The sequence below is a fragment of the Microbacterium sp. AZCO genome (genome assembly GCF_039614715.1).
GTDB lineage: Bacteria > Actinomycetota > Actinomycetes > Actinomycetales > Microbacteriaceae > Microbacterium.
In genome coordinates, this window is the sequence record NZ_CP154857.1 from 4147297 (window position 1) to 4171513 (window position 24217).

The following is a 24217-nucleotide window of genomic DNA, read 5'->3' on the forward strand; positions in this document are numbered from 1 at the left end:
GCCCGGCGGCATGCGCGTTTTCGTGCAGGTGCTCGTCAACACGGCGGTCGCCAACATCACGACGAGCTTCCTGTGGTTCGCCCTCACGTTCTGGGCCTATCTCGAGACGAAGTCGGTCCTCGCGACGGGCGTCATCGGCGGCGTCTACATGCTCCTGATCGCACTGTTCGGGATGCTGTTCGGCACGCTCGTCGACCGTCACCGCAAGCACCGCGTCATGGTGCTGTCGGGCTTCGTGACGCTCGCGGCGTTCCTCGTCGCCGGCGCGCTGTGGGTCGCGCTCGGCGAGCAGACGCTCATCGACCTCGGCCAGCCCTGGTTCTGGATCTTCTCCGGCATCATCCTCGTGGGCGCGGTGGTCGAGAACCTCCGCAGCATCGCGCTGTCGACGACGGTGACGCTGCTCGTCCCCGTCGAGCGGCACGCCAACGCCAACGGCCTCGTCGGCACGGTGCAGGGCATGGCCTTCATGGTCACGAGCATCTTCAGCGGCCTCGCGATCGGCATCCTCGGCATGGGGTGGACCCTCGCGATCGCGCTCTTCCTGACGATCGCCGCCCTCGTGCACCTGCTCTTCCTCCGCATCCCCGAGAGTCGTCCCGCGACGACCGAGAAGCTGCCGCTCATCGACCTGCGCGGCAGTGTGCGGGCGGTCGCGGCCGTCTCCGGGCTCTTCGCCCTCATCGTCTTCTCGACCCTCAACAACCTCATCGGCGGCGTGTACATGGCCCTCATGGACCCGTACGGCCTCACGCTCTTCCCCGTCGAGTGGTGGGGGATCGTGCTGGGTGTGACGGCGACCGGGTTCATCATCGGCGGCGCACTCGTGGCGAAGTTCGGCCTCGGCCGCAATCCGATCCGCACGATGCTCGTCTTCGTCATCGCGATGGGCGTGCTCGGTGCGCTCTTCACGATCCGCGAGTGGTGGTGGCTGTACGCCCTCGGCATCTGGCTGTACATGTGCATCATCCCGGTCGTCGAGGCATCGGAGCAGACGGTCATCCAGAAGGTGGTGCCGTACCGCACGCAGGGCCGCGTGTTCGGCTTCGCCCAGGCCTTCGAGGCTGCCGCGGCGCCCATCACGGCGTTCCTCATCGCTCCGATCGCGCAGTTCTGGGTCATCCCGTACATGAATTCCGATGCGGGTCAGGAGACGTGGGGCTGGCTGCTGGGCGACGGCGAGGCGCGCGGCATCGCGCTCATCTTCCTCGTCTCGGGCCTCGTGATGGTCGTGCTGGCGCTCCTCGCCTTCACGACGAAGGCGTACCGCACGCTGTCGGCCGAGTACGAGACAGCGGAGCCGGCCCCGGCCGACCCCGCTGTCTGACGCGTCAGTCCGTGCCGCGGATCCCCGCGGTCGACTCGATGACGGGGCGCATCTTCTTCTCGAGCGCCTCGTAGAACATCGAGAGCGGGAACTCGTCGTCGAGCACGGCGTCGGTGTAGCCCTTCGGCGCACCGGCGAGCACCTCGTCGGAGAGGCCTCGAGCCCAGATAGATGCCGGGTTCGGCGTCAGCGTGCCGCGCACGAGGTCGTACGCGGCGAGCCAGTGCGCCGTCTTCGGACGGTCGATCGAGCGCCAGTAGAGCTCGTCGATCGCGTCGGCGAGCGCGACGACCGCCGCCGGCACGTCGTCCCAGTCGAACGCGAGCGAGGTGTCGGTCCAGTGCAGCACGTTGCGCTGGTGCAGCCACGCGAACAGCAGCTGGCCGCCGAGTCCGTCGTAGTTGCGCACGCGGGAGCCGGTGATCGCGAAGCGGAAGATGCGGTCGAAGATCACGGCGTACTGCACGAGCTTCGCGTGCTTCAGCATCGCCGCCTCTGCCGCATCCAGGCCCACCGTCTCGCGGGCCGCGAGCCGGCGCTCGATGGCGACGCACTCCCGGAACGCGGTGAGGTCGCACCGCAGCTCTTCCAGCGAGTACAGGAAGTACGGCATCCGCTGCTTGATCATGAACGGGTCGAACGGCAGGTCGCCGCGCATGTGGGTGCGGTCGTGGATGATGTCCCACATCACGAACGTCTGCTCGGTGAGCGCCTGATCGTCGAGCATCGCGGCGGCCTCGGCCGGGAGCTCGAGCTTCGTGATCTCGGCGGCGGCGCGCACGACCCGGCGGTAGCGCGCGGCCTCGCGGTCCTGGAAGATCGCGCCCCACGTGAACGTCGGGATCTCGCGCATCGCGACGGTCTCGGGGAACAGGACGGCGGAGTTGGTGTCGTAGCCCGGCGTGAAGTCGACCAGCCGCAGCGAGACGAAGAGCTTGTTGCCGTAGTCGCCGGCCTCGAGCTGCGCGATGAACTCCGGCCAGATCACCTCGACCAGCAGAGCCTCGACGAAGCGGCTCCGCGAGCCGTTCTGCGTGTACATCGGGAAGACGACGAGGTGACGGATGCCGTCGATCCGGTGCTGCTGCGGCTGGAAGGCGACGAGCGAGTCGAGGAAGTCGGGCACGCCGAACCCTTCCCGCGCCCAGCGCTCGAAGTCGCGGACCGAGGCGCGGAGGTACTCGTCATCGTGCGGGAAGAGGGGCCGCAGCTCCTCGATCGAGGTGATGATCGCGGCGACGTGCTCCTCGGCGATCGCGCGGTGCGCGGCATCCTGAATCGATCCGTCCTGCGCCTGCAGAGCCTGAAGCGCCGTCGCGGCGTCCTTGAGCGACAGCCAGGCGAGGGAGCGCTCGACACCGCGCACGTCCTCGACGACCTCGGGTTCGCCGACGATCGCCTGGGTCGCACCGGAGTGGGCGTGGCTGATGGACATGGGGAAACCTCCGATCGGTGGATCCGTGACTGCGAGCAGACCCGAGTCTACGGGAAGGATTCCGGCGATATCGACCTGAGGCAGGAATCCTTCCGGTGCGGGCGAAGCGGGCGCTGGTATTTTCGAGACATGAGCGCCACCGATCCGCCGATCGACGACCCCCACGGCCCCCGCCTCGATGACCCTGTCGACGGCGCGATCGTGCGGGAGGTCTCGCGGGATGCGCGAGCGACCCTCGCCGACATCTCGAAGGCTGTCGGGCTCTCGGTCTCGGCCGTGCAGGCCCGGCTGCGCCGCCTCGAGGCGCGCGGCGTGATCGTCGGGTATCGGGCGCTCCTCGACCCCGAGGCCGTCGGCCGGCCGCTCTCCGCCTTCATCGAGATCACGCCGCTCGATCTCGCGCAGCCCGACAACGCGCCGGAGCTGCTCGAGCATCTGACCGAGATCGAAGCGTGCCATTCCGTCGCGGGGGCGGCGAGCTACATGCTCTTCGTGCGTGTCGCCTCGCCGCGCGCGCTCGAGGAGCTGATCCGCGACATCCGCCTCGCGGCATCCGTCAGCACCCGGACGACCGTCGTGCTGCAGACCTTCTACGAGAACCGGCCGATCGTGCCGGCGCAGGGCGTCGCATGAGCGAGTCTCCGGTCCCCGCCCCCGGCACCGCAGGGCCGACGCTCCGGCTCGATCCGCATCCGAGGGGCGCCGGCGTGCTCATCGTCCGCAACCCGCGCTCGGGTCGGGACGTCATCCGCTCGGACCCGTCCGACCTCCTCGCCGAGCGCCTCCCCGACGCCGACATCCGCGAGCTCGTGGAGGGGGAGTCGCTCGACGACGTCGTGGATGCTGCGATCCGGGGTCCTCAGCCGCCGGAGGTCCTCGGGGTGCTGGGCGGCGACGGGTCCGTCGCGCGCATGGCACACCTCGCGCGCAGGCACGACCGCCCCCTCCTCGTGCTGCCCGGCGGGACGTTCAACCACTTCGCCCGCGCGGTGGGGATCGACGGCGTCGATGCGGCGATCGACGCGCTCGAGGCGGGGACGGGTGTGAGCGTGACCGCGGCGGAGGTGTCCGCCGACGGCGAAGAGCCGAAGACTGTGCTCAACGCCGTCTCGATCGGCACCTACCCGCTCGTCGTGTCGGAGCGCGAGGACCGCATGGACGACCTCGGCAAGTGGCTCGGCGGAGTCGCGGCGATCAGAAGAGCGCTGCGGGATGCGGCACCGGTCACGGTCTCGCGGGAGGGGCGCCGGGCGCGGGTGTGGTCTGTCTTCGTGAGCGTCGGCCGCAACGATCCCGAGAGGCTCGCCACGATGCAGCGGCAGACGATCGACGACGATCTGCTCGACGTGCGGCTGCACCACGCACGCGGGTCGCGGCTGCGCGCCGTCGCCTCACTCGCCTTCGGCCACAAGACGATCGCGGTGCTCCGGGCGGTCGGACTGATGCCGCCCGAGTCCGATGTCGAGCGTCTCGTCGTGCGCGAGCTGAAACTCGCCGTCACGCCCGCGCCGGGTGCGCCGTCGGTGTACGTGCACGACGGCGAGCTCGAGGAGGAGGCCCTCGACGGGTTCACCCTCCGGTGCGTCGTCGTGCCCGATGCCGTGCGGGTCTACGCGCCCCGCGCGTAGGCCGCACGTCGGCATCCATATCTTCCTATTGACAATGGGAAGATATCTGCCGATACTTTCACCATGAGACGTCGCGCCGGAACCCTCCTGCCGCTCGAGGCCGAGATCCTCGACGCCGGACTGCGCCTGCGGCGCTCCGGCGACGAGCACTTCCACGGCTTCGCGCTGGCGAAGGTGCTCGCGGGCGACGGGTCGACGCTCACGGCGCACGGCACCCTCTACAAGGCGCTCGGCAGGCTCGAGAAGGCGGGCCTGCTCGAGAGCGAGTGGGAGGATGCCGAGGCAGCCGGCGACGAGGGGCGCCCGCGTCGGCGTCTCTACAGCGTGACGGGCGCGGGTCAGCTCGCGCTCGCCGCACATCGGGCCGAGACCGCACGCAGCGCTCCCGTCGGGCGCGCCGCGTGGGAGGCGCTGTGAGCGCCCTGGTCCCCGGCCGCACAGCCGGAGGCGATCGCGCGGCCGAGGCCGCCGCGGACGTCGCCCGGCGCTGGGTGCGCTGGTACGCAGGACTCGTGGGCACGGAGGCGGCCGAGCGTCGCCGTGCCGAGATCGAGTCCGATCTGTGGGAGCAGCGCGCCGACGCGCGAGAGAGCGGGAGCCGGCCATCGGCCGTCGCCGCCTCGATCGCGTGGCGGGTGGTCGCCGGCATGCCGGACGACCTCCTGTGGGTACGAACACAACGCCTGGCGATGCGGGGTCTGCAGGCCGACCGAAAGGCATCCGCCATGAACACTCTCGGACACACCCTCGCGCGCTGGTGGTGGGCCGCCGGCGCGGCCGTCCTCGCCGCGTTCCTCCTCTATGCCGGGATCGACAACCTCGTCGGCGAATATGCGCCGCTGCCGGAATCCGCCACGCAGTGCTTCGTCGCCCTCGCGTTCCTCGTCGCCGGCATCGCGGTGCGGGCGAAGGTGCCACGACTCTCCGCGGTCCTCATCGCCGCCCCTGCTCTGCCTCTGACGGGCATCTGGTGGGCCTGGCCCGTCGCCGTTCTGGCAGGTCTCGTCGCACTCGGCGCGATCGTCGAGATCGTCCGGCTCAGCGCACCCGGCGTCCCAGCCCGAGCAGGTGCTGTGCTCGGCGCTCTGCTCCTGGGCGCCGCGTTCATCGCCCCCGCACTCGGATGGGGGCCCGGTGCCATCGGCGCCCCCGCCGTGTTCTTCGGGCTTGCTCTGCTGCTCGCCGCGGTCGGCGTCACCCTCCTCGTGCTGACCCGCGCCCGCGCTCCCCACCCGGTCGAGGCGCCGAAGGCGCCGACCCTCGTCGCCTGACCCGCGACCTTCCTCGAACCCCGGCACGTCCGCGGCACCGCCGCGACCCCGTGCGTGCCGGCCGCGGTCCGGGATGCCCCTCGGCACGGCATCCCGGACCGCGTATGTCTGCCCGGATGGCGTCCGGGTTCGTTCAGGATGCCGCGCCGCGGCGTCTCCCCGACCGCACCGACATCGGCGTGACGGATGACCCGGATACATCGCCCGACGGATGCCGCGGCATCCGCTCTCCCGTAGCGTGAAGGCGATGTTCCGTCCGCTCACGCCCGTCCAGATCGTCGTCGACGTCGTCGTGGCGGGCGTCTTCGCCGCCCTCATCGCGCCGGTCGAGTTCGCCCTCGGACGCGCCGCCGACAGCAATGCCCTGAGCACGACGCTCGTGACGGTGATCTTCGCCGGGGCGCTCGCCGTCCGGAGGCTCTCACCCGGCCTCGCGCTGGCGCTCGCCTGGCTCGGAGCCGTCGTGCAGATGGGGTTCTCGCGCCCGCCGGGGCTCGTCGACGTCGCGATCTTCGGGGTGCTCTACGCGACCGCCGCCTACGGGTCGCGGCTCGTCTTCTGGCTCGGGTTCTCGTCGGCCATCGTGGGTGCCGCGGTCATCACGTTCTACCTCGTCGCGGTGATGGCGATCCTCTCTGCCGGTCAGACCTGGCAGAGCATCACGTACGCGGCCGCGGTCCTCGTCGCGGCGCTCTTCGCGCTCCTCCTCGCGTGGACGGTGGGCGCGCTCGTGCGCACCGGCATCCGCGCTCGCGAGAACCGCGCCGCCCAGGTGCGCGCGGAGGCCGACACGGCGACGGAGCAGGAGCGCGTCCGCATCGCGCGCGACATGCACGACGTCGTCGCGCACTCGCTCGCGGTCGTGATCGCGCAGGCCGACGGCGCGCGGTATGCCGCGGCATCCGACCCCGCCGCCGCCACCGAGGCCCTCGGCACCATCTCCTCGACGGCGCGTTCGGCGCTCGCCGATGTCCGGCTGCTCCTCACCCAGCTCCGGCACAGCCAGGGCGACGGCCCGCAGCCCACCCTCGCCGACCTCGAGGAGCTCTACGCCCAGGTGCGCGCGGCCGGCGTCGACCTGCGCGTCGATGTCGACCCCGCACCTCCCGGAGAGCCGCCCGCCGCCGTGCAGCTCGCGATCTACCGCGTCCTGCAGGAGGCGCTCACGAACGCCCTGCGCCACGGCGACGGCGGAGTCGTGAGTGTGCGGCTCTCGTGGCTGCCCGACCGTGTCGACCTCGCGGTGCGCAACGGGACGGGGATGGATGCCGCGCCCGGCGCCGGGCACGGGCTCATCGGCATGCGCGAGCGGGCCCAGCTCGCGGGTGGCACGCTCTTGGCGGAGGCGGTCGACGGAGCCTTCCTCGTCCGCGCGACGATCCCGGTCGGGAGCCCCGCATGATCCGCGTCGTGCTGGTCGACGACCAGGCGCTCTTCCGCGCCGGCATCTGGATGCTCGTCGGCTCGCAGCCGGACCTCGAGGTCGTGGGCGAGGCGTCGGACGGTAAGGAGGCGATCGAGGTCGTTCGCGCGACGAAGCCGGACGTCGTGCTGATGGACATCCGCATGCCCGTCCTCGACGGCCTCGCCGCAACGGCGGAGCTGCTGCACGACGCCGATCCGCCGCGGATCGTCATGCTCACGACCTTCGACCTCGATGAAGCCGCAGCCCGCGCGATCCGTCAGGGGGCGAGCGGCTTCCTCCTCAAGGACGCCGATCCCGAGTTCCTGCTCGCCGCCATCCGCACCGTGCACTCCGGTTCGGCCGTCATCGCGGCATCCGCCACTCGCGACCTGTTCGAGCGGTTCACGGATGCCGCTCCCCGGCCCGTGCCGCCGGCGTACCGGGGGCTGACGGAGCGCGAGCGCGAGATCTTCGCGCTCGCCGCACGGGGTCTGTCGAACGCCGAGATCGCGGCGCGCGAGTTCCTCTCCGAGGCGACGGTGAAGACGCACATCAGCCGCATCCTGACGAAGCTCGGGCTGCGCGACCGCGTGCAGCTCGTGGTCTTCGCCTTCGAGCACGGGCTGGCCTGAGCGGCGCCGGGTCAGCGCCCCTCGAGAGCCGCGCGGTGCTTCTCGTACTTCGGCTTGCCGACCCACCGCCAGACGAGTCGCACGGGGCCGGGGAGGCTCTTGCGCATCCAGGCGTCGCCGCCGTCGGGCTGCGCCTCGAGGATGAGGCCGAGCGAGTTCCAGGTCTGCCCCTTCGGAGTCGCCTTGCGGCCGTGCTCCGAGAACCACTCGACCTCCTTCTGCGTGATGACGGTCTCCATGACGGGGACGATGTTCGCCTCCTCGTCGGGCAGGTGCACGTCGAGCGCGGCGTTGACACCGTCGAGGGCCGCGAGGACGGGCTCGGCATCCACCGCCTTCGCCGACCGCCGCCACGCGGGGAGCGCCGCGTCGAGCGCCGTCAGCTGCACGAGCATCGCCGCATGCTGCTGCTTCATGCGCTCGACGTGGACCGCGCACGCGGGCGCCCGCTCCTCGAGCGGCGCCCACAGCCGCGCGTCCTCTCCCTCGTGGTGGGCGTGCAGTGCGACCGACAGCAGGTCGAGCTGCTGCGCGACGACCTCGGCGTGCGCGGAGTCGCGCTCGGCGACGCCGCGGACGAGCGCGGGCCCCTCCCCGAAGCCCGCCTTGTACATGCGATGGATGTCGGCCATTCCGCTCGCGTCGCACGTCTTGGCCGTCGGGACGTCGCCGCTCGGCGGCAGAGGGGTGGCGGGCATCGTCGCTCCTTCATCGGCTCCCGCCCGACGCTAGCCCCGACCGCCGACAGGCGGAAGAGCCGCCGCCCGGATCATCCTCGAGATGTACGCGGATGCCTCTCCCGGCCGACGCGCGGACGCCTCCGGGATTCCTACCGTCGAAGCATGCACATCTCCTCCACCGACCTCGGGCTCGCGGCCCGGGTGCAGCAGCTGACCAAGTCCTACGGCTCGGGCGAAGGCGCGGTCACCGCGCTCGACGGCGTGAGCGTCGGCATCCGCCGCGGCGAGTTCACGGCGATCATGGGACCGTCGGGCTCGGGCAAGTCCACCCTCATGCACATCATGGCGGGCCTCGACGCCCCCACCGGCGGCCGCGCCTGGATCGGCGACACCGAGATCACGGGCCTCAGCGACCTCGAGCTCACGATCCTGCGACGCCGGCGCGTCGGCTTCGTCTTCCAGGCCTTCAACCTCGTGCCGACGCTCGACGCGATGGCGAACATCCTGCTGCCGTTCGACCTCGACGGTCGCCGCCCGACCGCGCTCGAGCGCGCCCGCATCGACGGTCTCGTCGCGTCGCTCGGACTCGGCTCGCGGCTCCGCCACCGCCCGCATGAGCTCTCCGGGGGTCAGCAGCAGCGGGTCGCGATCGCCCGCGCACTCGCGACGGCGCCCGACCTCGTCTTCGCCGACGAGCCCACCGGCAACCTCGACTCGCGCTCCGGCCGCGAGGTGCTCGCGCTGCTGCAGACCGCGAGCCGCGAGCACGGCCAGTCCATCGCGATGGTGACGCACGACCCCGTCGCGGCGAGCCACGCCGACCGCGTCCTGTTCCTGGGCGACGGGCGGATCACGGCCGACAAGCCCCGCCAGAGCGCCGAGGAGATCTCGGCGTACATGCTCGCGGCCGAGCTCGGGAGCACCGCTCCCGTCGCGGGCGCCACCACGACGATCGAGACCACGTCGGCTCCGGTGACAGCATGACCGCGGCGACCGTCGACACAGGGATGCCGCGGGGCGCGGCATCCCTCTCCCTCGGCTCTCTGCGCGAACGGGGGATGGGCGCGAGTGTGCTCGTCGCGGCGCTGTCGAGCGCCTTCGGCGTCGTGCTCATCTCCGCGACCGGCTTCATCGGCGCGATGCTGCGTGCCGACCCCTACGTCGGCGACAGCGGGACGCTCGCGTTCGTGCTGAGCTTCCTCACGACGCTGCTCGTCGGCGTCGCGGTCTACGTCGCGGCGATCGTCACGGCCAACACGTTCTCGACCGTCGTCGCGGGCCGCACGCGCCGGATCGCGCTGCTGCGCCTCATCGGAGCCTCCGCGCGCTCGCAGCGGCGCGAGGTCGCGCAGCAGGGTCTCGTGGTCGGAGTCATCGGGGCGTTCGTCGGACTCGTCGCGGGGACGCTGCTCTCGGCCGCGGGCGTCGCGATCCTGACCGCGGTCCTCGGACTCGACGGCGTCTCGTACTCGGTGGTGCAGGCATCCCTCCTGCTGCCCGCCGTCATCGTCGCCCTCACGACGTGGACCGCCGCGTGGGCGGGCTCGCGGCGCGTGCTCGCGGTCACTCCGCTGCAGGCCCTGGGCGGATCGGTCGAGGCGTCGCGCGAGACCGTGGCGCGGCGCAGCGGGCGGAACATCACGGCCCTCGTGCTCTTCATCGTCGGCGGCGCCCTGCTCGCGCTCGGCATCCTCGCCGGACTCGTCACGCCGCTCGGCGTCATGATCGCGTTCGTCGGCGGCATCCTGTCGTTCACCGGGCTCGCGCTCGGTGCGACGCTCGTCATGCCGCCCGTGCTCCGCCTCGTCGGCCGCTGGTTCGGCTCGTCGGCGACCGCGCGGCTCGCCGCCGAGAACGCCCTGCGCTACCCGGAGCGCTCGAGTCGCATGGCGATCGGCGTCGTGATGGGCGTGACGCTCGTGACGATGTTCGCCGTCGCGCTCGAGACCGTGAAGGCCGTGCTCACTGTCTCGGCGGGCGGTGAGCTCCCCGACGAGATCGGCACGGTCATCGACTCCTTCGCCGCCATCATGATGGGACTCGTCGGCGTCTCGGCCGTCATCGCCGCTGTCGGGCTCGTCAACCTCCTCACCCTCGGCGTCGTGCAGCGCCGCCGCGAGCTGGGACTGCTCCGCGCGCTCGGCCTCTCGAACGCCCAGGTGCGACGGGTCGTGCTGCTCGAGGCGGCGCACCTCACGATCGCAGCCCTCATCACGGGGCTCGTGCTCGGCGTCGTCTACGGCTGGGCCGGCGCGCAGTCGCTCCTCGGCTCGGTGCCGATCGACCCCGAGGCGCCGCGCGTCATGAACTTCGTGGCCCCGGCCGTGCCGTTCTGGCCCGTCGTCGTGATCATCGCCGCGACGGCGCTCCTCACCCTCGTCGCGACGGTCGTGCCGACCCGTCTCGCGACACGCGTCGCACCCGTCGAGGCGCTCGCGGAGTAGACCCGTCGCCGTTCGGGGCGGCGACGGCTCGGGATGCCGCGGCAGGGCTTCGCCGCGGCATCCCGTTCTTCCGTGTCATTCCTCGGGCGCGGTCTTCGGCTCGGGCGCGGACGCGGCCTCGGGCGCGGGCTCCGGCTCGGGCTCCTGCTCGGGTGCGGGTGCGGGTGCGGGCTCCGGCTCGGGTGCGGGTGCGGGCTCCGACTCGGGTGCGGGCTCGGGGTCGTGGGCCCAGGTCGGTGCGAGGGCCCGGATGCGCGCCCCTCGCCACTGCCACACGGTCCACAGCAGGGGCCACAGCGGGGCGGCCGTCGGGCCGCCGATGACGAGGCGATCGCGCCACAGCGTGCGCGACGGATCGCCGGGCGCCGGCGACACGGCCATCTGGTGATCCCACACGTCGAGGCTCGACAGCGGACCCGTGAGAGGAATGCCGCTGTCGCGGAAGATCCGGACGGGTCCGTGCGGGCCGTCGACGAACCGCTCGCTCATGTGGATGAGCTGGCGCCCCATCGGCACGACGCCGAGGGCGCTCAGCTGCACCGGCACGTCGTCGCCGGGCGACCACGAGGTCGGGAGGCCGTGCGGGACGAGCGGGTCGAGGTCGAGCAGGGGGCCGTACAGCTCGGCGACCGCGCGGGGCGAGTGCACCGCCCGCCAGGCGGCATCCGCATCGCAGTCGATCACGAGCTTGAGCAGAACACGCATGCTCCAGTCTCGCATCGGGTCGCCGCTTAGGCTCGAGGGATGCCCGAACCGCAGCATCCCTTCGACCAGTCGACGTACCAGGTCCGATTCGACTGGGGCGCTGAGGGGCTCGCCCGGCTCGCGCCGGCCGACGTCGTCGTGCTCGTGGACGTGCTCGACGCCTCGACCGACGTCATCGCCTCGACGGACCTCATCGCGGCGGGGGGCCGGCACGCGTCGGCAGATGGCCCAGGGGCCGGGGATCGGGATGCCTCGGCCGACGCCCTCGCCGCGGTGGCGCCCGCGGAGGGTCTCGTGCTCGTCGGGGCCCTCACGAACGCGTCGGCCGTCGCCGACGCCGTGCTCGCCGAGCAGCGTCGCCGCAGCGCGCGCACGAGCGTCGCCGTCATCGCCGTGGGCGACGGCCCGCGGTTCGCGATGGAGGACCTGCTCGGCGCCGGTGCCGTCATCGCCGCGCTCGCCGACCGCGGCATCGACCACTCGTCGCCCGAGGCGGCGGTCGCGTGCGAGGCCTTCCGCGCGCTGCGCGGTGCCGCCCGGCACCTCCTGACGGCGAGCGGCTCCGGCCGCGAGCGCGCCGACCGCGCCGACGACGTGCGGGCGGCCGCCGCCGTCGACGCGTCCACCGTCGTGCCGGTGCTGCGCCGTGGAGCGTTCGTCGCGCTCTGAGTGCTCGCCCCGGCACGCCGCTCCGAAGCCCCGGCGACGACATCTGACCCGACGCGTATCAGCGCGCCGATTCCTCCCTCTGCACTCCTGAGGAGGCCGTGCGGCCTCCCGTCAGCGAGAGAAGGAGAAGGCCATGGCTTCGCTTCCGGTGTTCCACACCACATCGGCGCGGCAGGACGACATCCAGGTCGAGAAGCTCGCCAGGGACGTGCTGGGCGGACACGATCTGAGGATCGACTCGCGCGGCGCGACGACCGCGGTGCGAGGACTCGACGTCACCGTCGACGCCGACCGTGCCCGCGGCGGCGTCTGGGCGGGGGATCTCAGCCGGCTGTGGGGCGATCCCCGCATCGACGTACCGAAGGACGACCAGGTCGCCGAGATCGCCCGCACCGTGCTCGACGAGCTGCGGCTGACGCCGGAGCTCACCGAACCGTTCCGGTACACGGAGCCCGGGGTGCGCCGCTCGAAGACCGTGACCGACGACGACAACGGTCGCAGCGTCGACGAGGGCGAGGCGACCTATGCGCGCGACGTCGTCGTGGACGTCTCGGGTCGCCCCGACATCCCGGGAGACGCGCTTCCGGTCTTCGGCGGAGGCGGACGCTTCCGCGCGACCGTCGGCGACGGCGGCCAGATCGTCGGCGTGCACGGGGTGTGGCGCGATGCGTTCCAAGCCGATGAGCTGCCCGTTCGCAGCGTCGAGGAGGCGATCGAGGCGGCGGGCCTCAGCCGCGACGGCAAGAACGTGCGCGTCACCGGCGCGCAGCTCGGCTACTACAGCGCCCCGTCGTTCGCGGCGCAGGACCTCCTGTTCCCCGTGTACGCCGTCACCGCTGATGTCCGAAACGGCGACGAGTGGATCCCCTCGCGGGTCACGCTCGTGCCGGCCACCGAGCTCGGCGAGGTCACCCGGCGGGAGGCGCCCGTGCCCGACCGCACGGAGGGCATCACGCTCTCGCCCGCGGTCCTGCGCGACGTCATCACGCCCGGCCGTGCGGTCCCGAGCGACCTCACCGTGAGCTCGGCGGCGCTGCGCCGCCGCGGCATCCAGCCCGAGAACGTCCTCACGCGGGGGCCGTCCGGCTCGATCTTCATCAAGCCGGGCCTCACGGGCATCGACCTCTCGGCGCTCCTCGAGGCGATCCGCCCGCGCTCCTTCGGCGCCTCGTGGATCGGCAGCTTCGGAGGGCTCGGCGGCAGCCAGGGCAACGCGCAGGGCTTCGTCGACGAGATGAGCGCCGAGGGGTGGCAGCGCCGGTTCAACTGGGGCAACCAGGCCGCGTGGAAGTCGGACTGGATCAGCAACGACGATCAGTACGTCGACGACGTCGACTTCGTGTTCTACACCGGTCACGCCGGTCCCGACGGATGGATGCTGGCCACCGGCGGCGCGGCGGACTGGCTGAACTACACCGAGATCGGCGCGCAGCCGAACAACCCGTCCGATCACTGGGGACGCAACAACCTGGAGTGGGCGGTGATCGCGGCCTGCGGTCCGCTCGAGGACGACATCATCAACGGCGGCGGCAACGTGCACGATCGGTGGCGCGGGGTCTTCGACGGCCTCCACCTGCTGCTCGGCTACGCCGCGGTCACCTTCGACAACGAGGAGGAGGGGCGCCGCATCGCGAGCTACGCGCGATCGGGCATGACGCTGCGCCAGGCGTGGTTCCGCGCGGCGCAGGAGATCCAGCCGTCGACCAACACGTACGGCGACCCGTACGGGCCCGACATCTACGCCGCGGCGTACTACATCGGCAACTCCACCGCGAACACGGCCGACGACCACCTGTGGGGACGCGGAACGGTCGGCCCCGACATCCGCAATTCGACCTACCGGGCGTGCACGTACTCGCCCTGCTGAGATCGAGCGGATGCCGACAGCGCGGCGCTCCGGGGGCGGGGCGCCGCGCTGGTGCGCGTCGGCGGGGAGCCGGCGCGCCGAGTCGGGGGAGGGCCGGCGCGCCGAGTCGGCGGAGGGCCGGCGCGGCGCTGCTGCACGTCGGCGTGTGGCCGGCGCGGCGCTGCTGCGCGTCAGCGCGGGACCCGCGCTGGTGCGCGTCGGCGCGTCAGCGGGGCGTCATGGCGGCGAGCCGCGTGGCGGGGGTGATCTCGCGCCGGGTCCAGGTGAAGAGGAACCGGGCGTCGAAGTGCGGTGCGCACTTGACGCACGACGTCGCCCGTGACGGGCGTCGGTGCCGGTACGCGGTGTGCCCCGCGGGACACACGCCCACCCACGGCGCCAGGTCGGTCGCCGTCTCGCCGTGATGGGTCACGCCGCCGACGTAGCCGAGGTCGCGGGCCATGGCCTTCCAGCGCGGGCCGTGCGCGGCATCCGCTCCCGCCAGGGCATGCGCGACCTCGTGCAGCAGCGTCTGGTGATTCGTGTCGTCGTCGTAGCGCGCCGCGAGGTAGCGCGACACCGTGATGCGCTTGCGCGTGTAGTCGCACTGCCCCGCGCGGCGCTTGGCGTTGTCGAACGCGAAGGTCCACGAGTCGTCGAGGTGGGACGCGATGAGGGCCTCCGCCCACAGGCGCACGCGATGCAGTTCCGACATGCCGGAGAGACTAGAACGAACCTGCGACAGTCAGCTGGCCACGGCCCGGGCGCGTCGGCGGTCGGCGGCGTCGACCGCGAGCAGCGTCGACTCGAGCTGCGCGTCGGTCGCTCCCGATTCCTGTCGCAGGAAGAGCGCGCGCTTGAAGTCCTCGCGCGCCGTCTCGTACTCCTCGGCGTCGTAGCGCACCTTGCCCCGGTGCTGGAGTGCGAAGGCGGCGATGGCGTTCCAGCCCTGCCCCTCGGCCTCCTCGGCGCACGTCGTCAGCTCCTGCTCGGCCGCCGCGTACGCGCCGCGCTGCTGCATGACCGAGGCGTGCAGGATGCGCGCTCGCAGCAGGTCCTTGCGCGTCCCCGCCATGCGCGCGAGGCGCACCGACTGCTCGGACAGCACGAGGGAGTCGTCGAGGCGGTCGAGCACCTTGAGCAGCCAGACGCGCTCGAGCAGGGCCGCGAGGCTGCGCTGCTCGCCGATCTCGTCGAGGCGCTCCTGGCACTGGCGCGGGTCGATGCGCTCGCGAAGGGTATCGGGGTCGTATCCGTGGATGTAGCTCACCGTCGACTCCTCTCCGCTGTCACCGGTTCGCCGTCCCAGTCTGCCCCGCGGTCCGCCGGGGAGGCGTCCCGGCACGCCGGGTCATCTCTCGAAGATGGATGCCGAGGGCTTCGGCGACGGCGTCGCGTCGGCGTCCGTCGCGGGTCGGGCTCCCCGCACGAACTCGTCGAACTCGTCGCCCTGGGCGACCTTCGCGGGGTGCGGGCCGGCGGCCATGAGGCGCGGCAGCCACTCGGTCGGCAGGGGAGCGGGGGATGCGGCGACCACGAGGTTGCCGAACCGCCGGCCCTTCAGGGTCTGCACCTCGGCGAGCACGACGACGTGCGGCAGCACGGCGCGCACTGTCGCGACCTGACGCCGCGCGAACGCGAGTCCCGCGCCGTCGGCGACGTTGACGAGCAGCACGCCGTCGGGGGCGAGCAGCCGCGCGGCCGCGGTGTAGAACTCGATCGTCGTGAGGTGGGCCGGCGTCTGGGCGCCCGAGTAGACGTCGGAGACGAGCAGGTCCACCGCCCCGACGAGCCCCGCCGGAAGCCGGCCGAGCCCCTCGCGCGCGTCGCCGATGCGCACGCGGATCGCGGCGCCCTTCGGCAGCGGGAGACTCTCGCGCACGAGGTCGACGAGCGCCGGCTCGAGCTCGATGACCTGCTGACGCGATCCCGGCCGGGTGGCCTCGACGTACCGCGGGATCGTCAGGGCCCCCGCGCCCAGGTGCACGGCGGTCAGCGGCTGGCCCGGCATCCGGAGCCTGTCGATCACGGCGCCCATCCGCGCGACGTATTCGAAGTGCAGGTGCGTCGGATCGTCGAGGTCGACGTGCGATTGCGGGGTTCCGTCGACGACGAGCTCGGACCCGCTCGTGAAGCCCGAGGGGACGATGCGCGCGATGGTGCCGTCGGAGAGCCGGGCCTGCGGGTCGTCACTCGGTTCCCGTCTCGCCCTCGCCATGGCTCAACGCTATCCGGGCACCGGCGCGGCCCGGCACGAACTCCTCAAAGAACCGCCCGCGGCGCCCGGCAGCGCGGCGTGTCGCGCCCGTGCGACGACGGAATTGAGGAGTTCGTGCACGGTTCGCACGCGAATGCGCCGGGCTACCGTGGGGGCATGCCCGCGATCGACCTCAATGCCGACCTCGGCGAGACCGTCGACGGGGTCCCGACGGCCGACGACGAGGCGATGTTCGCCGTCATCTCGAGCGCGAATGTCGCGTGCGGCGGGCATGCGGGAGATGCCGCGTCGATGCGCGCCGCCGTCGACCGCGCGCGGCGATTCGGTGTCGCGGTCGGCGCGCACCCGTCGTACCCGGACCAGGCCGGGTTCGGGCGCACCCGGATCGACATCGAGCCCGCCGCCCTCCGGGCGAGCGTCGCCGATCAGCTCGACGCTCTGCTCGCGGCCGGCGCCGACCTCCGGTACGTCAAGCCGCACGGCGCCCTGTACCACGCGGTGACGCGGGACGCGGGAGAGGCGGATGCCGTCGTCGCCGCCGTCGCCGACCTCTCCGCCCGCCTCGGCCGGGCGCTCTCGATCCTCGGACTCGACGGAGCCATCGCGGGCGCCGCCGCTCGTGCGGGGATTCCCTTCGTCCGCGAGGCGTTCCTCGACCGCGGCTACCGCGCCGACGGCTCGCTCGTGCCGCGCGGCGAGCCGGGCGATCTCCTCGACGATCCCGCGCTCGTAGCGGCGCGGGCCGTGCGCCTCGCGCGCGCCGGCCTGGTCGATGCCGTCGACGGATCCGACATCGCGGCGGACGCGGCGTCCCTCTGCCTCCACGGCGATTCGCCCGCCGCGGTCGCGATGGCGCGCGCCGTGCGAGCCGCTCTCGACGTGGAGGGCATCGAGGTGCGGGCGCCGTGGTGAGCCCGCGCCTGCTGCCGATGGGCGATCGCGCCGTCATCGCCGAGGTCGCCGCGCTCGATGAGGTGCTCGCCCTGCATGAGGCGCTCGCCGCGTCGCGCCCCCGAGGCGTCGTCGACCTCGTGCCCGCGGCGCGCACGGTCCTGGTGCAGGTCGACCCTCGCCGGCTGACGCTCGCGGCCGCGCGGTCGTGGATCCAGCGCACCGCGGAGGGGATGGATGCCGCGCCCCCGGTTCGCGCCGACGCGACGGTCGTCGAACTCGACGCGGTCTACGACGGGCCCGACCTCGCCGAGACGGCGGAGCTGCTGGGGCTGAGCCGCGACGAGCTCGTCGCCCGCCACTCCGGCGCCGAGTGGACCGTCGCCTTCACGGGCTTCGCTCCCGGGTTCGGGTACCTCGTGAGCGAGGACTGGCGCTTCGACGTGCCGCGCCTCGCGAGCCCCCGGACGCGCGTTCCGGCCGGTGCGATCGGCCTCGCCGGCGGCTTCTCGGGCGCCTATCCGCGCGAGACGCCGGGCGGCTGGCGCCTCATCGCGACCACGTCGGCCCTGCTTTTCGACCCGGATGCCGCGACGCCCGCGCTCCTCGCGCCGGGGACGCGCGTGCGGTTCCGGCCGACCGCGGCGTCCGACGCTTCGACAGGCTCAGCGACCGGCTCGGCCACCCCCCGGTCCCCGAGCCCGTCGACGGATCGCGCCGTCGAGGCGGAACCGGCCACCCCCCGGTCCCCGAGCTTGTCGAGGGGTCGACCCACAGCCTCCGGCGCCCCACCCCGGTCCCCGAACCCGTCGCCACGCCGCGCCTTCCGCGTCGTCGAGCCCGGGCTCCTCGCAACGCTCCAGGACCTCGGCCGCCCCGGTGCCGCATCGCTCGGCGTCGCACCGTCGGGCGCGCTCGACCGGGGGGCGCTGCGCACGGCCAACCGCCTCGTCGGCAACGACGAGGCCGAGGCGGGTGTCGAGGTGACGATGGGCGGCTTCCGCGCCGTCGCGGAGGCCGACCTCTGGTTCGCCGTTGCGGGCGCGTGGGGCGCGATCCGACTCGACGGCCACGAGCTCGACCCGTACGAGGCGCACCCCTGGCCGGCCGGCGCCGAGCTGCACCTCGACTGGTTCGCCCACGGCGCGCGGGCGTACCTCGCGGTGCGGGGCGGCCTCGCCGGCCATGAGGTCCTCGGGTCGCGCGCGACCGACCTCCTGGCCGCACTCGGCCCCGACCCGCTGCGTGCCGGCACTCTCGTCGCGCTCGCGGGCGCGGCATCCCTTCCCATCCCCGCCGCGGAGATCGCGCCGTGGGGCGCGCCGCACGACGCAGAGCTCGAGGTCGAGCTCGCCCCCGGTGCGCGGGCGGACTGGTTCGCGGCATCCGCGCTTCGCGACCTCTTCGAATCGGTGTGGACCGTGACGAATGACGCGGATCGGGTGGGCGTGCGCCTCGACGGACGGGCTCTCACCCGCGTGCGCGACGGCGAGCTGACGAGCGAGGGCATGGTGCCGGGGTCGCTGCAGGTGTCTCCGACCGGGCGCCCCACGATCCTCCTCGCCGACGGTCCCGTGACCGGGGGCTACCCCGTCATCGCGGTGGCGACGGATGCCTCGCTCGACGCGATCGCGCAGGCCAGGCCCGGCAGCCGCATCCGGTTCCGTCACGCCCGCGCGAATTGAGTAACGACTGCCTACTCGGGGACGGCGCCCGCTGGATAGCGTGAGCGCAGACCTGAGAAGGAGAACCCATGGCTGTGTATGACGAGATCGGCGGCGCCGCGTCGGTGAAGGCGGCGGTGTCGGTGTTCTACGACCGCGTGCTCGCCGATCCGTCGGTGTCGCCGTGGTTCGACGGAATCGACATCATGCGGCTGAAGTCGCATCAGCGGGCGTTCCTCGCGGCAGCGCTCGGCGGGCCGGAGCTGTTCTCCGGCCGCGACCTCGCCTCGGCCCACGCCGGTCGCGACATCACCGACGAGGGGTTCGACACGATCGTCGAGCACCTCACGACGAGCCTCCACGACCTCGGGGTCGCCGACGACGTCGTCACTGCTGTGCGCGAGCGCGTCGAGCCGCTCCGCGAGGACGTCGTCACGGCGTAGCGCGGCTCGTTCACCTCCGCCGAGTCGCCACAGGATCGCGCGACTCGACGTCGAGGTTCGGCGACGTTCTGGCACACCGGCGGGAGCGAGACCCGAGAGCCCCCGAGGGCGAGACTCCCGGGTCACGCTGCGGGCTCAGTCGGCGATGAACGCGAGGATGTCGGCGATCAGCGCCTTCTGGTACTCGCCGGAGATGCCGTGCGGGGCCCCCTCGTAGACCTTGAGGGTGCCGTCGGACACGAGATCGATCGACTTCTCGGCGGCCGCGGCGATCGGCACGATCTGGTCGTCCGAGCCGTGCGCGAGGAAGATCGGCACATCCAGTGCCTTCAGGTCCTCGGTGAAGTCGGTCTCGGAGAAGACCTTGACGCACTCGTAGGCGGCGACGAGGCCCGCGAGCATCCCCTGACGCTGGAAGTCGTCGATGAGACCCTGCGAGACGACGGCGCCGTCGCGGTTGAAGCCGTAGAACGGCACCGCGAGGTCCTTGTAGAACTGCGAGCGGTCGGCGAGCACGCCGGCTCGGATCCCGTCGAAGGCCTCGATGGGCGTCCCCTCGGGGTTCGTCTCGGACTGCACCATGACGGGCGGGACGGCACCGGCGGTGACGACCTTGCGGACGCGGCCCTTGCCGTGCTGCGCCGCATACCGGACGACCTCGCCGCCGCCCGTCGAGTGGCCGATCACGACGAGGTCGGTGAGGTCGAGGTGCTCGATGAGCTCGGCGAGGTCGCGCGCGTAGGTGTCCATGTCATGGCCGCGGTCGGTGTTCGTCGAGCGGCCGTGTCCACGGCGGTCGTGGGCGATGGCACGGTAGCCCGCGTCGGCGAGCAGCTTGGACTCGACGGCCCAGGCGTCGGAGCTGAGCGGCCAGCCGTGGCTCAGCACGACGGGCGCGCCGGTGCCCCAGTCGGTGTAATAGATCTCGGTGCCGTCGGAGGTGGTGAACGTCGGCATGCGGACTCCTTGCGATCAGTGGGCCGGCCCGTCGCCCCACTCGCCGGAGCCGTCACGGGCGACGGCGCCACCTCGAGCCTGTACGATCGGCGCCCGGCGGCGCCCCGCGGGAACGGCCGTGCATCCCACGAATCCGGACCACTTCCGGGTCGCCGGGATCGACGGAACCGAACCGCCGAATTGGACCGGCGGGAGGCATCCAGAAGGATGAGGGTATGCCCTCGTCCCTCGCCCGACGGCGAATCGCGTTCCTCCTGTTCGACGGTGTGAAGAGCCTCGACTACGTCGGCCCGGCAGAGGTGTTCGTCGAAGCGAACCAGGCCGTGCAGGGCTACGAGGTCGTGCTGCTCTCACCCGACGGTCGCGATGTGATGACCTCGCTCGGAAGCACGGTCTCGGTGCACGGATCGGCCGACGACACGGGCGAGGTCGACACCGTCATCGTGCCGGGCAGCGAGCTGCCGCCTCGCGACTTCGCGCGGGCGCCGGTGACGGATGCCGCGGCCGCCCTCGCTGCGCGGGCCGGTCGTGTCGTCTCGATCTGCAGCGGCGCTTTCGTGCTCGCCGAGATCGGCGCGCTGGACGGCAGGCGCGCCACGACGCACTGGAAGTTCGCGGCCGACCTGCAGCGCCGTTATCCGCGTGTGCGCGTCGAGCCGGACGCGATCTTCGTCCGCGACGGCGACGCGTCGACGTCGGCGGGCGTCGCGGCGGGGATCGACCTGGCGCTCGCGCTCGTCGAGGACGACCACGGCGCCGACGTGGCGCGGCAGGTCGCGCAGCTCCTCCTCGTCTACCTGCAGCGCTCCGGCGGCCAGTCGCAGTACTCCGTGCCCCTGCGCGCCCGCGCGCAGCCGGCGTCGATCGTGCGGCGGGCGACCGACCTCGTCGACGCGGACCCCGCGCGCGCGTGGACCGTGCCCCACCTCGCCGCGCTCGTCGCCGTGAGCCCGCGTCACCTGACGCGCCGATTCCGGGAGGAGCTCGGCCAGTCGCCCGCCGAGTACGTCAACGCCGTGCGCTTCGACCTGGCCCGGCTGCATCTCGAGTCGGGCGCGAGCGTCACGGCGACGGCCGCACAGGCGGGGTACAACAGCGCCGAGGTGCTGCGCCGCGCCTTCATCGCGCGGCTCGGGATCTCGCCGTCGCAGTATCAGCGGGCCTTCCGGTCCGCGATGCCCGCCGGGCCCCGAGCATCCAGCGGGCGACTGCTCGACCTCGCGTCCTGACGGCGCGCGGCGCTACAGACGGGCCAGCTCGTGCCGCCCGCTGATGCCGAGCTTGCCGTAGACCGACTGCAGATGGTTGTCGACCGTGCGGGTCGAGAGGAACAGCTTCGCAGCGATCTCCTTCGAGCTCGCCCCGCTGGCGGCGAGCGCCGCGATCTCGCGCTCGCGGCGGGTCAGCGGGGTGCGCTCCTCGCTGAAGCGGAGCAGCGGCGTCGTGGCGCCTTCGCACTGCGCGGCCTCCTCGTCGCTGCGCGCCTGCAGCGCGACAGCCGCGCGGGAGTCGCCCTCGGCACGCGCGGCGCGCGAGGCGGACGCGAACGCCTCCGCGGCGAGCAGGTGCGCGCCCTGCGCCGACCAGTTCTCGCCGACGGTCGCGAGGCGAGCGCGGTCGCGGGATGCCTCCGCCTGGGCGTGCGACGCCTGCAGCGCCAGCAGGCCGCCCGGGCTCTCCGCCTCGAGCGCCGTGAGGTCGGCCGCCGCGGCCCCGGGGTCGCCGAGCCGCGCGAGCGTGAAGAGGTAGGTTCCGGCGAGGAAGTTGTGGCCCGTCGCATGCGTGTCGACGGCGCCCGCGCGCAGCGCGGTGCGCGCCGAGTCGAGGTCGCCGTCGAGGGCGTTGAGCCAGGCGTGCGCGAGGATCCCGCCGGGCCCCGCGTCGACCCCGGCCGGAAGCGACTCCAGCTCGCGTCGCGCGGCGTCGACGTCGCCGTGCTGTGCGAGGGTGATCGCGAGGCTCGCGAGCGCCGGCACGTACAGGCTCACGGGGCCGACCGTGAGGGCGCCGCTCATCGTGTCGCGATACCAGCGCGCGGCCGTCTCCATCTGCCCCGCGTCCGCCGCGATGCGGCCGAGCAGGAACTCGATCGACCGCGTGACGATCTCGTCGTCGGCGCCGATGGCCTCGACGAGCGCCTGCTTCGCCGTCGCCCGTGCGTCGTTCACGAGTCCCGCGTGAAGCTGCACGATCCCGAGGGTGTGCAGCGCGTCGGCGACCGTGTGCCCGGGCACCGGATTGTCGCTCGTCGCGCGGGCGAACGCGAGCGCGGTGTGCGCCGCGGCGAGGGCTTCGTCGTCGTGCCCGATCGCCGCGAGGGGCTGCGCGTGCGCGGCCGCGACGATCGCCCGCTCGGGCATCGAGTCGCCGAGGAGGTCGGACACTCCGCGCACGACGCGGTCGGCGTCGAAGACGCGGTTGTCCCACAGCTCGATCTGGGCACGCGTGAGCTCGAGTCCCGGATCGGCGTAGCCGAGGTCGGCCTCAGCGCCGGACAGCACGGCGAGCGCGTCCCGGATGCCCTCGTGGACCATGGCGTGGGCCATCGCGGTCGTCGCCGCGATCGAGCTCGCGAGCTGCCCCTCCGGTGCGAGCTCGCGCGCCGCCCGCAGGTCGGCGAGCGCTTCGTCGTTACGGCCCATCCGCAGGTGTGCGGCGCCGCGGATGAGCAGCACATCGGGGCGTCGGGCTCCCGCGGCGATCGCGGCCGTGCACAGGCGCTCGACGGTGGGGAAGTCGCCGGCCTGCTGCGCGAGCAGCGCCGTGCTGATGAGCAGCTCGGGGTCGGAGCTGACCCCCGCCTCGAGCCGCCAGACGACGGCGCGGAGGTCGTCGGCCGTCCCCCGGCCGTGCTGCGTGAGGATGTCGGCCTGCTCCAGCAGGAGGTCGGCGGCGCGGAGGCGCGAGAGCGACGAGCGCACGATCGCGCCGTACTGGGGGTGCCCGAGAGTCACCTCGAGCTGCGGACCGATCGCGACGATGCCGGCCGCCTCGAGGCGCGCGAGTGGCGCCCGCGAGTCGGGGAGATGGGATGCCGCCAGCTCGCCGCACACGGCCAGCCGCTCGACGAGGTCGCGCTCGTCCGCGTCGAGCTGGGCGATGCGCGCGAGGATGAGGTCGCGCAGCGCGGGTGACCCGACGGCCTCGCCCGTGAGCTGCCAGACGCCCGCCTGGGGCACGAGCCGCCCCGCGTCGAGGGCGCCGAGCACGAGCTCCCGCAGGAACAGCGGGTTGCCGCCGGTGGCGCGGTGCAGCTCCGTGACGCTGCGGTGCGCGACGGGGGAGCCCAGCACGCGCGCGAGGAGCGCTGCGATCGCGTCCGGGTCGAGGGGCGCGAGGTCGAGCCGCGCCGAGCGGTCGGCGTTCCACGTCGCGATGACGGCGTCGGGAAGCGGGTCGCCCGAGCGGATCGTCGCGACGAGCCGCAGCACGTCCGACGCGACGAGCTGGGCGATGAGGGTCGTGGACAGCGGATCGAGCAGCCCGAGGTCGTCGAGCACGAGCACGCGCGGAGCGGGTCCGCGAGCCTCGACGGCGTCGATCGCCCGCGCGAGCAGCGTCGCCGGATCCGCCGCGGACGCGGCGAGCTGCGCCCGGTCCCCGGGGAACTGCGTCAGAAGCGCGCCGAGCGGCACGCCCGACATGATCGACGTCGCTCCGGCCGAGAGCACCGTCCAGCCTCGAGCGGCCAGCACCTCGCCGACCGTCGCCGCGACGCGGCTCTTGCCGACGCCCGACTCGCCCGAGACGACGAGCGTGCGGACGAGGCCCTCCAGCCCCGCGACGGCACGATCGACCACCTCGTCGCGACCCGCGAGCGGCCAGGGCGCCAGGGCATGCTCCATCGCAGCCCCCTGCTGTGAGCTCATCCCGGTCCTTCCCCAGAGCCGTCCGAACTGAGCGCGATTCTAGGGGTGAGCGGCGCGCGGGCGCACCTGGGGGTGAGGGATGCCGTCATCCGCCGCATCCGCAGCTCTCTGAGTATCCGAGTTCGGGGTGAGT

Annotated in this window: 23 protein-coding genes; 15 read left to right on the forward strand and 8 right to left on the reverse strand. The window is 72.8% G+C overall.

Annotated elements, in window-relative coordinates; genetic code table 11:
• Positions 1 to 10 precede the first annotated feature (10 nt).
• Complete coding sequence (locus AAIB33_RS18810) at positions 11 to 1327, forward strand: MFS transporter (protein ID WP_345803469.1); 1317 nt, start codon at positions 11 to 13, stop codon at positions 1325 to 1327.
• A gap of 4 nt (positions 1328 to 1331) precedes the next feature.
• On the opposite strand, the gene AAIB33_RS18815 is transcribed toward AAIB33_RS18810, so the two are convergent.
• The gene (locus tag AAIB33_RS18815) at positions 1332 to 2762 is read right to left on the reverse strand and encodes a DUF6421 family protein (RefSeq protein ID WP_345801483.1); all 1431 of its coding nucleotides are present in this window, start codon (positions 2760 to 2762) and stop codon (positions 1332 to 1334) included.
• 129 nt (positions 2763 to 2891) lie between these two features.
• On the opposite strand from AAIB33_RS18815, the gene AAIB33_RS18820 reads away from it, so the two are divergent.
• The 6 genes from AAIB33_RS18820 (at position 2892) to AAIB33_RS18845 (ending at position 7698) form a co-directional block, all read left to right on the forward strand.
• Entirely contained in the window at positions 2892 to 3395 is a 504-nt protein-coding gene (locus AAIB33_RS18820; RefSeq protein ID WP_345801484.1) for an Lrp/AsnC family transcriptional regulator, read from the forward strand.
• A complete protein-coding gene (locus tag AAIB33_RS18825; RefSeq protein ID WP_345801485.1) occupies positions 3392 to 4390 on the forward strand; it encodes a diacylglycerol kinase family protein in 999 nt (332 codons plus the stop codon). Before AAIB33_RS18820 ends, AAIB33_RS18825 begins: the two co-directional genes overlap by 4 nt.
• A gap of 63 nt (positions 4391 to 4453) precedes the next feature.
• On the forward strand, positions 4454 to 4807 hold the full coding sequence (locus AAIB33_RS18830; RefSeq protein WP_345801486.1) for a helix-turn-helix transcriptional regulator: 354 nt from the start codon (positions 4454 to 4456) through the stop codon (positions 4805 to 4807).
• Positions 4804 to 5661 (forward strand): hypothetical protein, encoded by an 858-nt coding sequence (locus AAIB33_RS18835; protein WP_345801487.1) that lies wholly within the window; start codon positions 4804 to 4806, stop codon positions 5659 to 5661. The genes AAIB33_RS18830 and AAIB33_RS18835 overlap by 4 nt, the downstream gene beginning before the upstream one ends.
• Positions 5662 to 5908: 247 nt before the next feature.
• On the forward strand, positions 5909 to 7063 hold the full coding sequence (locus tag AAIB33_RS18840; protein WP_345801488.1) for a histidine kinase: 1155 nt from the start codon (positions 5909 to 5911) through the stop codon (positions 7061 to 7063).
• Complete coding sequence (locus AAIB33_RS18845) at positions 7060 to 7698, forward strand: response regulator transcription factor (RefSeq protein WP_345801489.1); 639 nt, start codon at positions 7060 to 7062, stop codon at positions 7696 to 7698. The genes AAIB33_RS18840 and AAIB33_RS18845 overlap by 4 nt, the downstream gene beginning before the upstream one ends.
• An 11-nt stretch (positions 7699 to 7709) precedes the next feature.
• Here AAIB33_RS18845 and AAIB33_RS18850 read toward each other — a convergent pair whose 3' ends face one another.
• On the reverse strand, positions 7710 to 8396 hold the full coding sequence (locus AAIB33_RS18850) for a hemerythrin domain-containing protein (protein WP_345801490.1): 687 nt from the start codon (positions 8394 to 8396) through the stop codon (positions 7710 to 7712).
• Positions 8397 to 8540: 144 nt separating this feature from the next.
• Between AAIB33_RS18850 and AAIB33_RS18855 the strand changes: the two genes are divergently transcribed.
• Both AAIB33_RS18855 and AAIB33_RS18860 read left to right on the forward strand, forming a co-directional pair.
• Positions 8541 to 9362, forward strand: a complete 822-nt coding sequence (locus tag AAIB33_RS18855) for an ABC transporter ATP-binding protein (protein WP_345801491.1) — start codon at positions 8541 to 8543, stop codon at positions 9360 to 9362.
• Between the two features lie 23 nt (positions 9363 to 9385).
• Positions 9386 to 10822 carry an FtsX-like permease family protein gene (locus AAIB33_RS18860; protein ID WP_345803470.1) on the forward strand — a complete coding sequence of 479 codons (1437 nt, stop codon included), beginning with the start codon at positions 9386 to 9388 and terminating at the stop codon, positions 10820 to 10822.
• A gap of 75 nt (positions 10823 to 10897) precedes the next feature.
• Here AAIB33_RS18860 and AAIB33_RS18865 read toward each other — a convergent pair whose 3' ends face one another.
• Positions 10898 to 11527: a hypothetical protein gene (locus tag AAIB33_RS18865; RefSeq protein ID WP_345801492.1), complete on the reverse strand. Its 630-nt coding sequence runs from the start codon at positions 11525 to 11527 to the stop codon at positions 10898 to 10900.
• A 39-nt stretch (positions 11528 to 11566) separates the two neighbouring features.
• On the opposite strand from AAIB33_RS18865, the gene AAIB33_RS18870 reads away from it, so the two are divergent.
• On the forward strand, positions 11567 to 12196 hold the full coding sequence (locus tag AAIB33_RS18870; protein ID WP_345801493.1) for a 2-phosphosulfolactate phosphatase: 630 nt from the start codon (positions 11567 to 11569) through the stop codon (positions 12194 to 12196).
• A 133-nt stretch (positions 12197 to 12329) separates the two neighbouring features.
• Positions 12330 to 14063 carry a DUF6345 domain-containing protein gene (locus tag AAIB33_RS18875; protein ID WP_345801494.1) on the forward strand — a complete coding sequence of 578 codons (1734 nt, stop codon included), beginning with the start codon at positions 12330 to 12332 and terminating at the stop codon, positions 14061 to 14063.
• Positions 14064 to 14268: 205 nt separating this feature from the next.
• Here AAIB33_RS18875 and AAIB33_RS18880 read toward each other — a convergent pair whose 3' ends face one another.
• The 3 genes from AAIB33_RS18880 to AAIB33_RS18890 all read right to left on the reverse strand — a co-directional run bounded on the left by AAIB33_RS18880 (position 14269) and on the right by AAIB33_RS18890 (position 16260).
• Positions 14269 to 14757, reverse strand: a complete 489-nt coding sequence (locus tag AAIB33_RS18880; RefSeq protein WP_345801495.1) for a SprT-like domain-containing protein — start codon at positions 14755 to 14757, stop codon at positions 14269 to 14271.
• 30 nt (positions 14758 to 14787) lie between these two features.
• A complete protein-coding gene (locus AAIB33_RS18885) occupies positions 14788 to 15312 on the reverse strand; it encodes a hypothetical protein (RefSeq protein WP_345801496.1) in 525 nt (174 codons plus the stop codon).
• 81 nt (positions 15313 to 15393) lie between these two features.
• Positions 15394 to 16260, reverse strand: a complete 867-nt coding sequence (locus tag AAIB33_RS18890) for a fused MFS/spermidine synthase (protein WP_345801497.1) — start codon at positions 16258 to 16260, stop codon at positions 15394 to 15396.
• A 156-nt stretch (positions 16261 to 16416) separates the two neighbouring features.
• Between AAIB33_RS18890 and AAIB33_RS18895 the strand changes: the two genes are divergently transcribed.
• From AAIB33_RS18895 to AAIB33_RS18905, 3 genes are all read left to right on the forward strand, one after another.
• Complete coding sequence (locus AAIB33_RS18895; RefSeq protein WP_345801498.1) at positions 16417 to 17172, forward strand: 5-oxoprolinase subunit PxpA; 756 nt, start codon at positions 16417 to 16419, stop codon at positions 17170 to 17172.
• Complete coding sequence (locus AAIB33_RS18900) at positions 17166 to 18836, forward strand: 5-oxoprolinase/urea amidolyase family protein (protein WP_345801499.1); 1671 nt, start codon at positions 17166 to 17168, stop codon at positions 18834 to 18836. The genes AAIB33_RS18895 and AAIB33_RS18900 overlap by 7 nt, the downstream gene beginning before the upstream one ends.
• A 68-nt stretch (positions 18837 to 18904) precedes the next feature.
• Entirely contained in the window at positions 18905 to 19258 is a 354-nt protein-coding gene (locus AAIB33_RS18905) for a group 1 truncated hemoglobin (RefSeq protein WP_345801500.1), read from the forward strand.
• A gap of 135 nt (positions 19259 to 19393) precedes the next feature.
• Here AAIB33_RS18905 and AAIB33_RS18910 read toward each other — a convergent pair whose 3' ends face one another.
• Entirely contained in the window at positions 19394 to 20215 is an 822-nt protein-coding gene (locus tag AAIB33_RS18910) for an alpha/beta hydrolase (RefSeq protein ID WP_345801501.1), read from the reverse strand.
• 215 nt (positions 20216 to 20430) lie between these two features.
• On the opposite strand from AAIB33_RS18910, the gene AAIB33_RS18915 reads away from it, so the two are divergent.
• On the forward strand, positions 20431 to 21444 hold the full coding sequence (locus tag AAIB33_RS18915) for a DJ-1/PfpI family protein (protein WP_345801502.1): 1014 nt from the start codon (positions 20431 to 20433) through the stop codon (positions 21442 to 21444).
• A gap of 12 nt (positions 21445 to 21456) precedes the next feature.
• On the opposite strand, the gene AAIB33_RS18920 is transcribed toward AAIB33_RS18915, so the two are convergent.
• On the reverse strand, positions 21457 to 24060 hold the full coding sequence (locus AAIB33_RS18920; protein WP_345801503.1) for a LuxR C-terminal-related transcriptional regulator: 2604 nt from the start codon (positions 24058 to 24060) through the stop codon (positions 21457 to 21459).
• Between the last annotated feature and the right edge of the window lie 157 nt (positions 24061 to 24217).

Coding starts and splice junctions, on each gene's coding strand:
- AAIB33_RS18850 (WP_345801490.1), bottom strand. CDS start 8,396: ATGCCCGCCACCCCTCTGCCGCCGAGCGGCGACGTCCCGACGGCCAAG.
- AAIB33_RS18825 (WP_345801485.1), top strand. CDS start 3,392: ATGAGCGAGTCTCCGGTCCCCGCCCCCGGCACCGCAGGGCCGACGCTC.
- AAIB33_RS18820 (WP_345801484.1), top strand. CDS start 2,892: ATGAGCGCCACCGATCCGCCGATCGACGACCCCCACGGCCCCCGCCTC.
- AAIB33_RS18895 (WP_345801498.1), top strand. CDS start 16,417: ATGCCCGCGATCGACCTCAATGCCGACCTCGGCGAGACCGTCGACGGG.
- AAIB33_RS18865 (WP_345801492.1), bottom strand. CDS start 11,527: ATGCGTGTTCTGCTCAAGCTCGTGATCGACTGCGATGCGGATGCCGCC.
- AAIB33_RS18840 (WP_345801488.1), top strand. CDS start 5,909: ATGTTCCGTCCGCTCACGCCCGTCCAGATCGTCGTCGACGTCGTCGTG.
- AAIB33_RS18915 (WP_345801502.1), top strand. CDS start 20,431: ATGCCCTCGTCCCTCGCCCGACGGCGAATCGCGTTCCTCCTGTTCGAC.
- AAIB33_RS18910 (WP_345801501.1), bottom strand. CDS start 20,215: ATGCCGACGTTCACCACCTCCGACGGCACCGAGATCTATTACACCGAC.
- AAIB33_RS18815 (WP_345801483.1), bottom strand. CDS start 2,762: ATGTCCATCAGCCACGCCCACTCCGGTGCGACCCAGGCGATCGTCGGC.
- AAIB33_RS18920 (WP_345801503.1), bottom strand. CDS start 24,060: ATGGAGCATGCCCTGGCGCCCTGGCCGCTCGCGGGTCGCGACGAGGTG.
- AAIB33_RS18875 (WP_345801494.1), top strand. CDS start 12,330: ATGGCTTCGCTTCCGGTGTTCCACACCACATCGGCGCGGCAGGACGAC.
- AAIB33_RS18870 (WP_345801493.1), top strand. CDS start 11,567: ATGCCCGAACCGCAGCATCCCTTCGACCAGTCGACGTACCAGGTCCGA.
- AAIB33_RS18810 (WP_345803469.1), top strand. CDS start 11: ATGCGCGTTTTCGTGCAGGTGCTCGTCAACACGGCGGTCGCCAACATC.
- AAIB33_RS18905 (WP_345801500.1), top strand. CDS start 18,905: ATGGCTGTGTATGACGAGATCGGCGGCGCCGCGTCGGTGAAGGCGGCG.
- AAIB33_RS18880 (WP_345801495.1), bottom strand. CDS start 14,757: ATGTCGGAACTGCATCGCGTGCGCCTGTGGGCGGAGGCCCTCATCGCG.
- AAIB33_RS18860 (WP_345803470.1), top strand. CDS start 9,386: ATGCCGCGGGGCGCGGCATCCCTCTCCCTCGGCTCTCTGCGCGAACGG.
- AAIB33_RS18830 (WP_345801486.1), top strand. CDS start 4,454: ATGAGACGTCGCGCCGGAACCCTCCTGCCGCTCGAGGCCGAGATCCTC.
- AAIB33_RS18890 (WP_345801497.1), bottom strand. CDS start 16,260: ATGGCGAGGGCGAGACGGGAACCGAGTGACGACCCGCAGGCCCGGCTC.
- AAIB33_RS18855 (WP_345801491.1), top strand. CDS start 8,541: ATGCACATCTCCTCCACCGACCTCGGGCTCGCGGCCCGGGTGCAGCAG.
- AAIB33_RS18845 (WP_345801489.1), top strand. CDS start 7,060: ATGATCCGCGTCGTGCTGGTCGACGACCAGGCGCTCTTCCGCGCCGGC.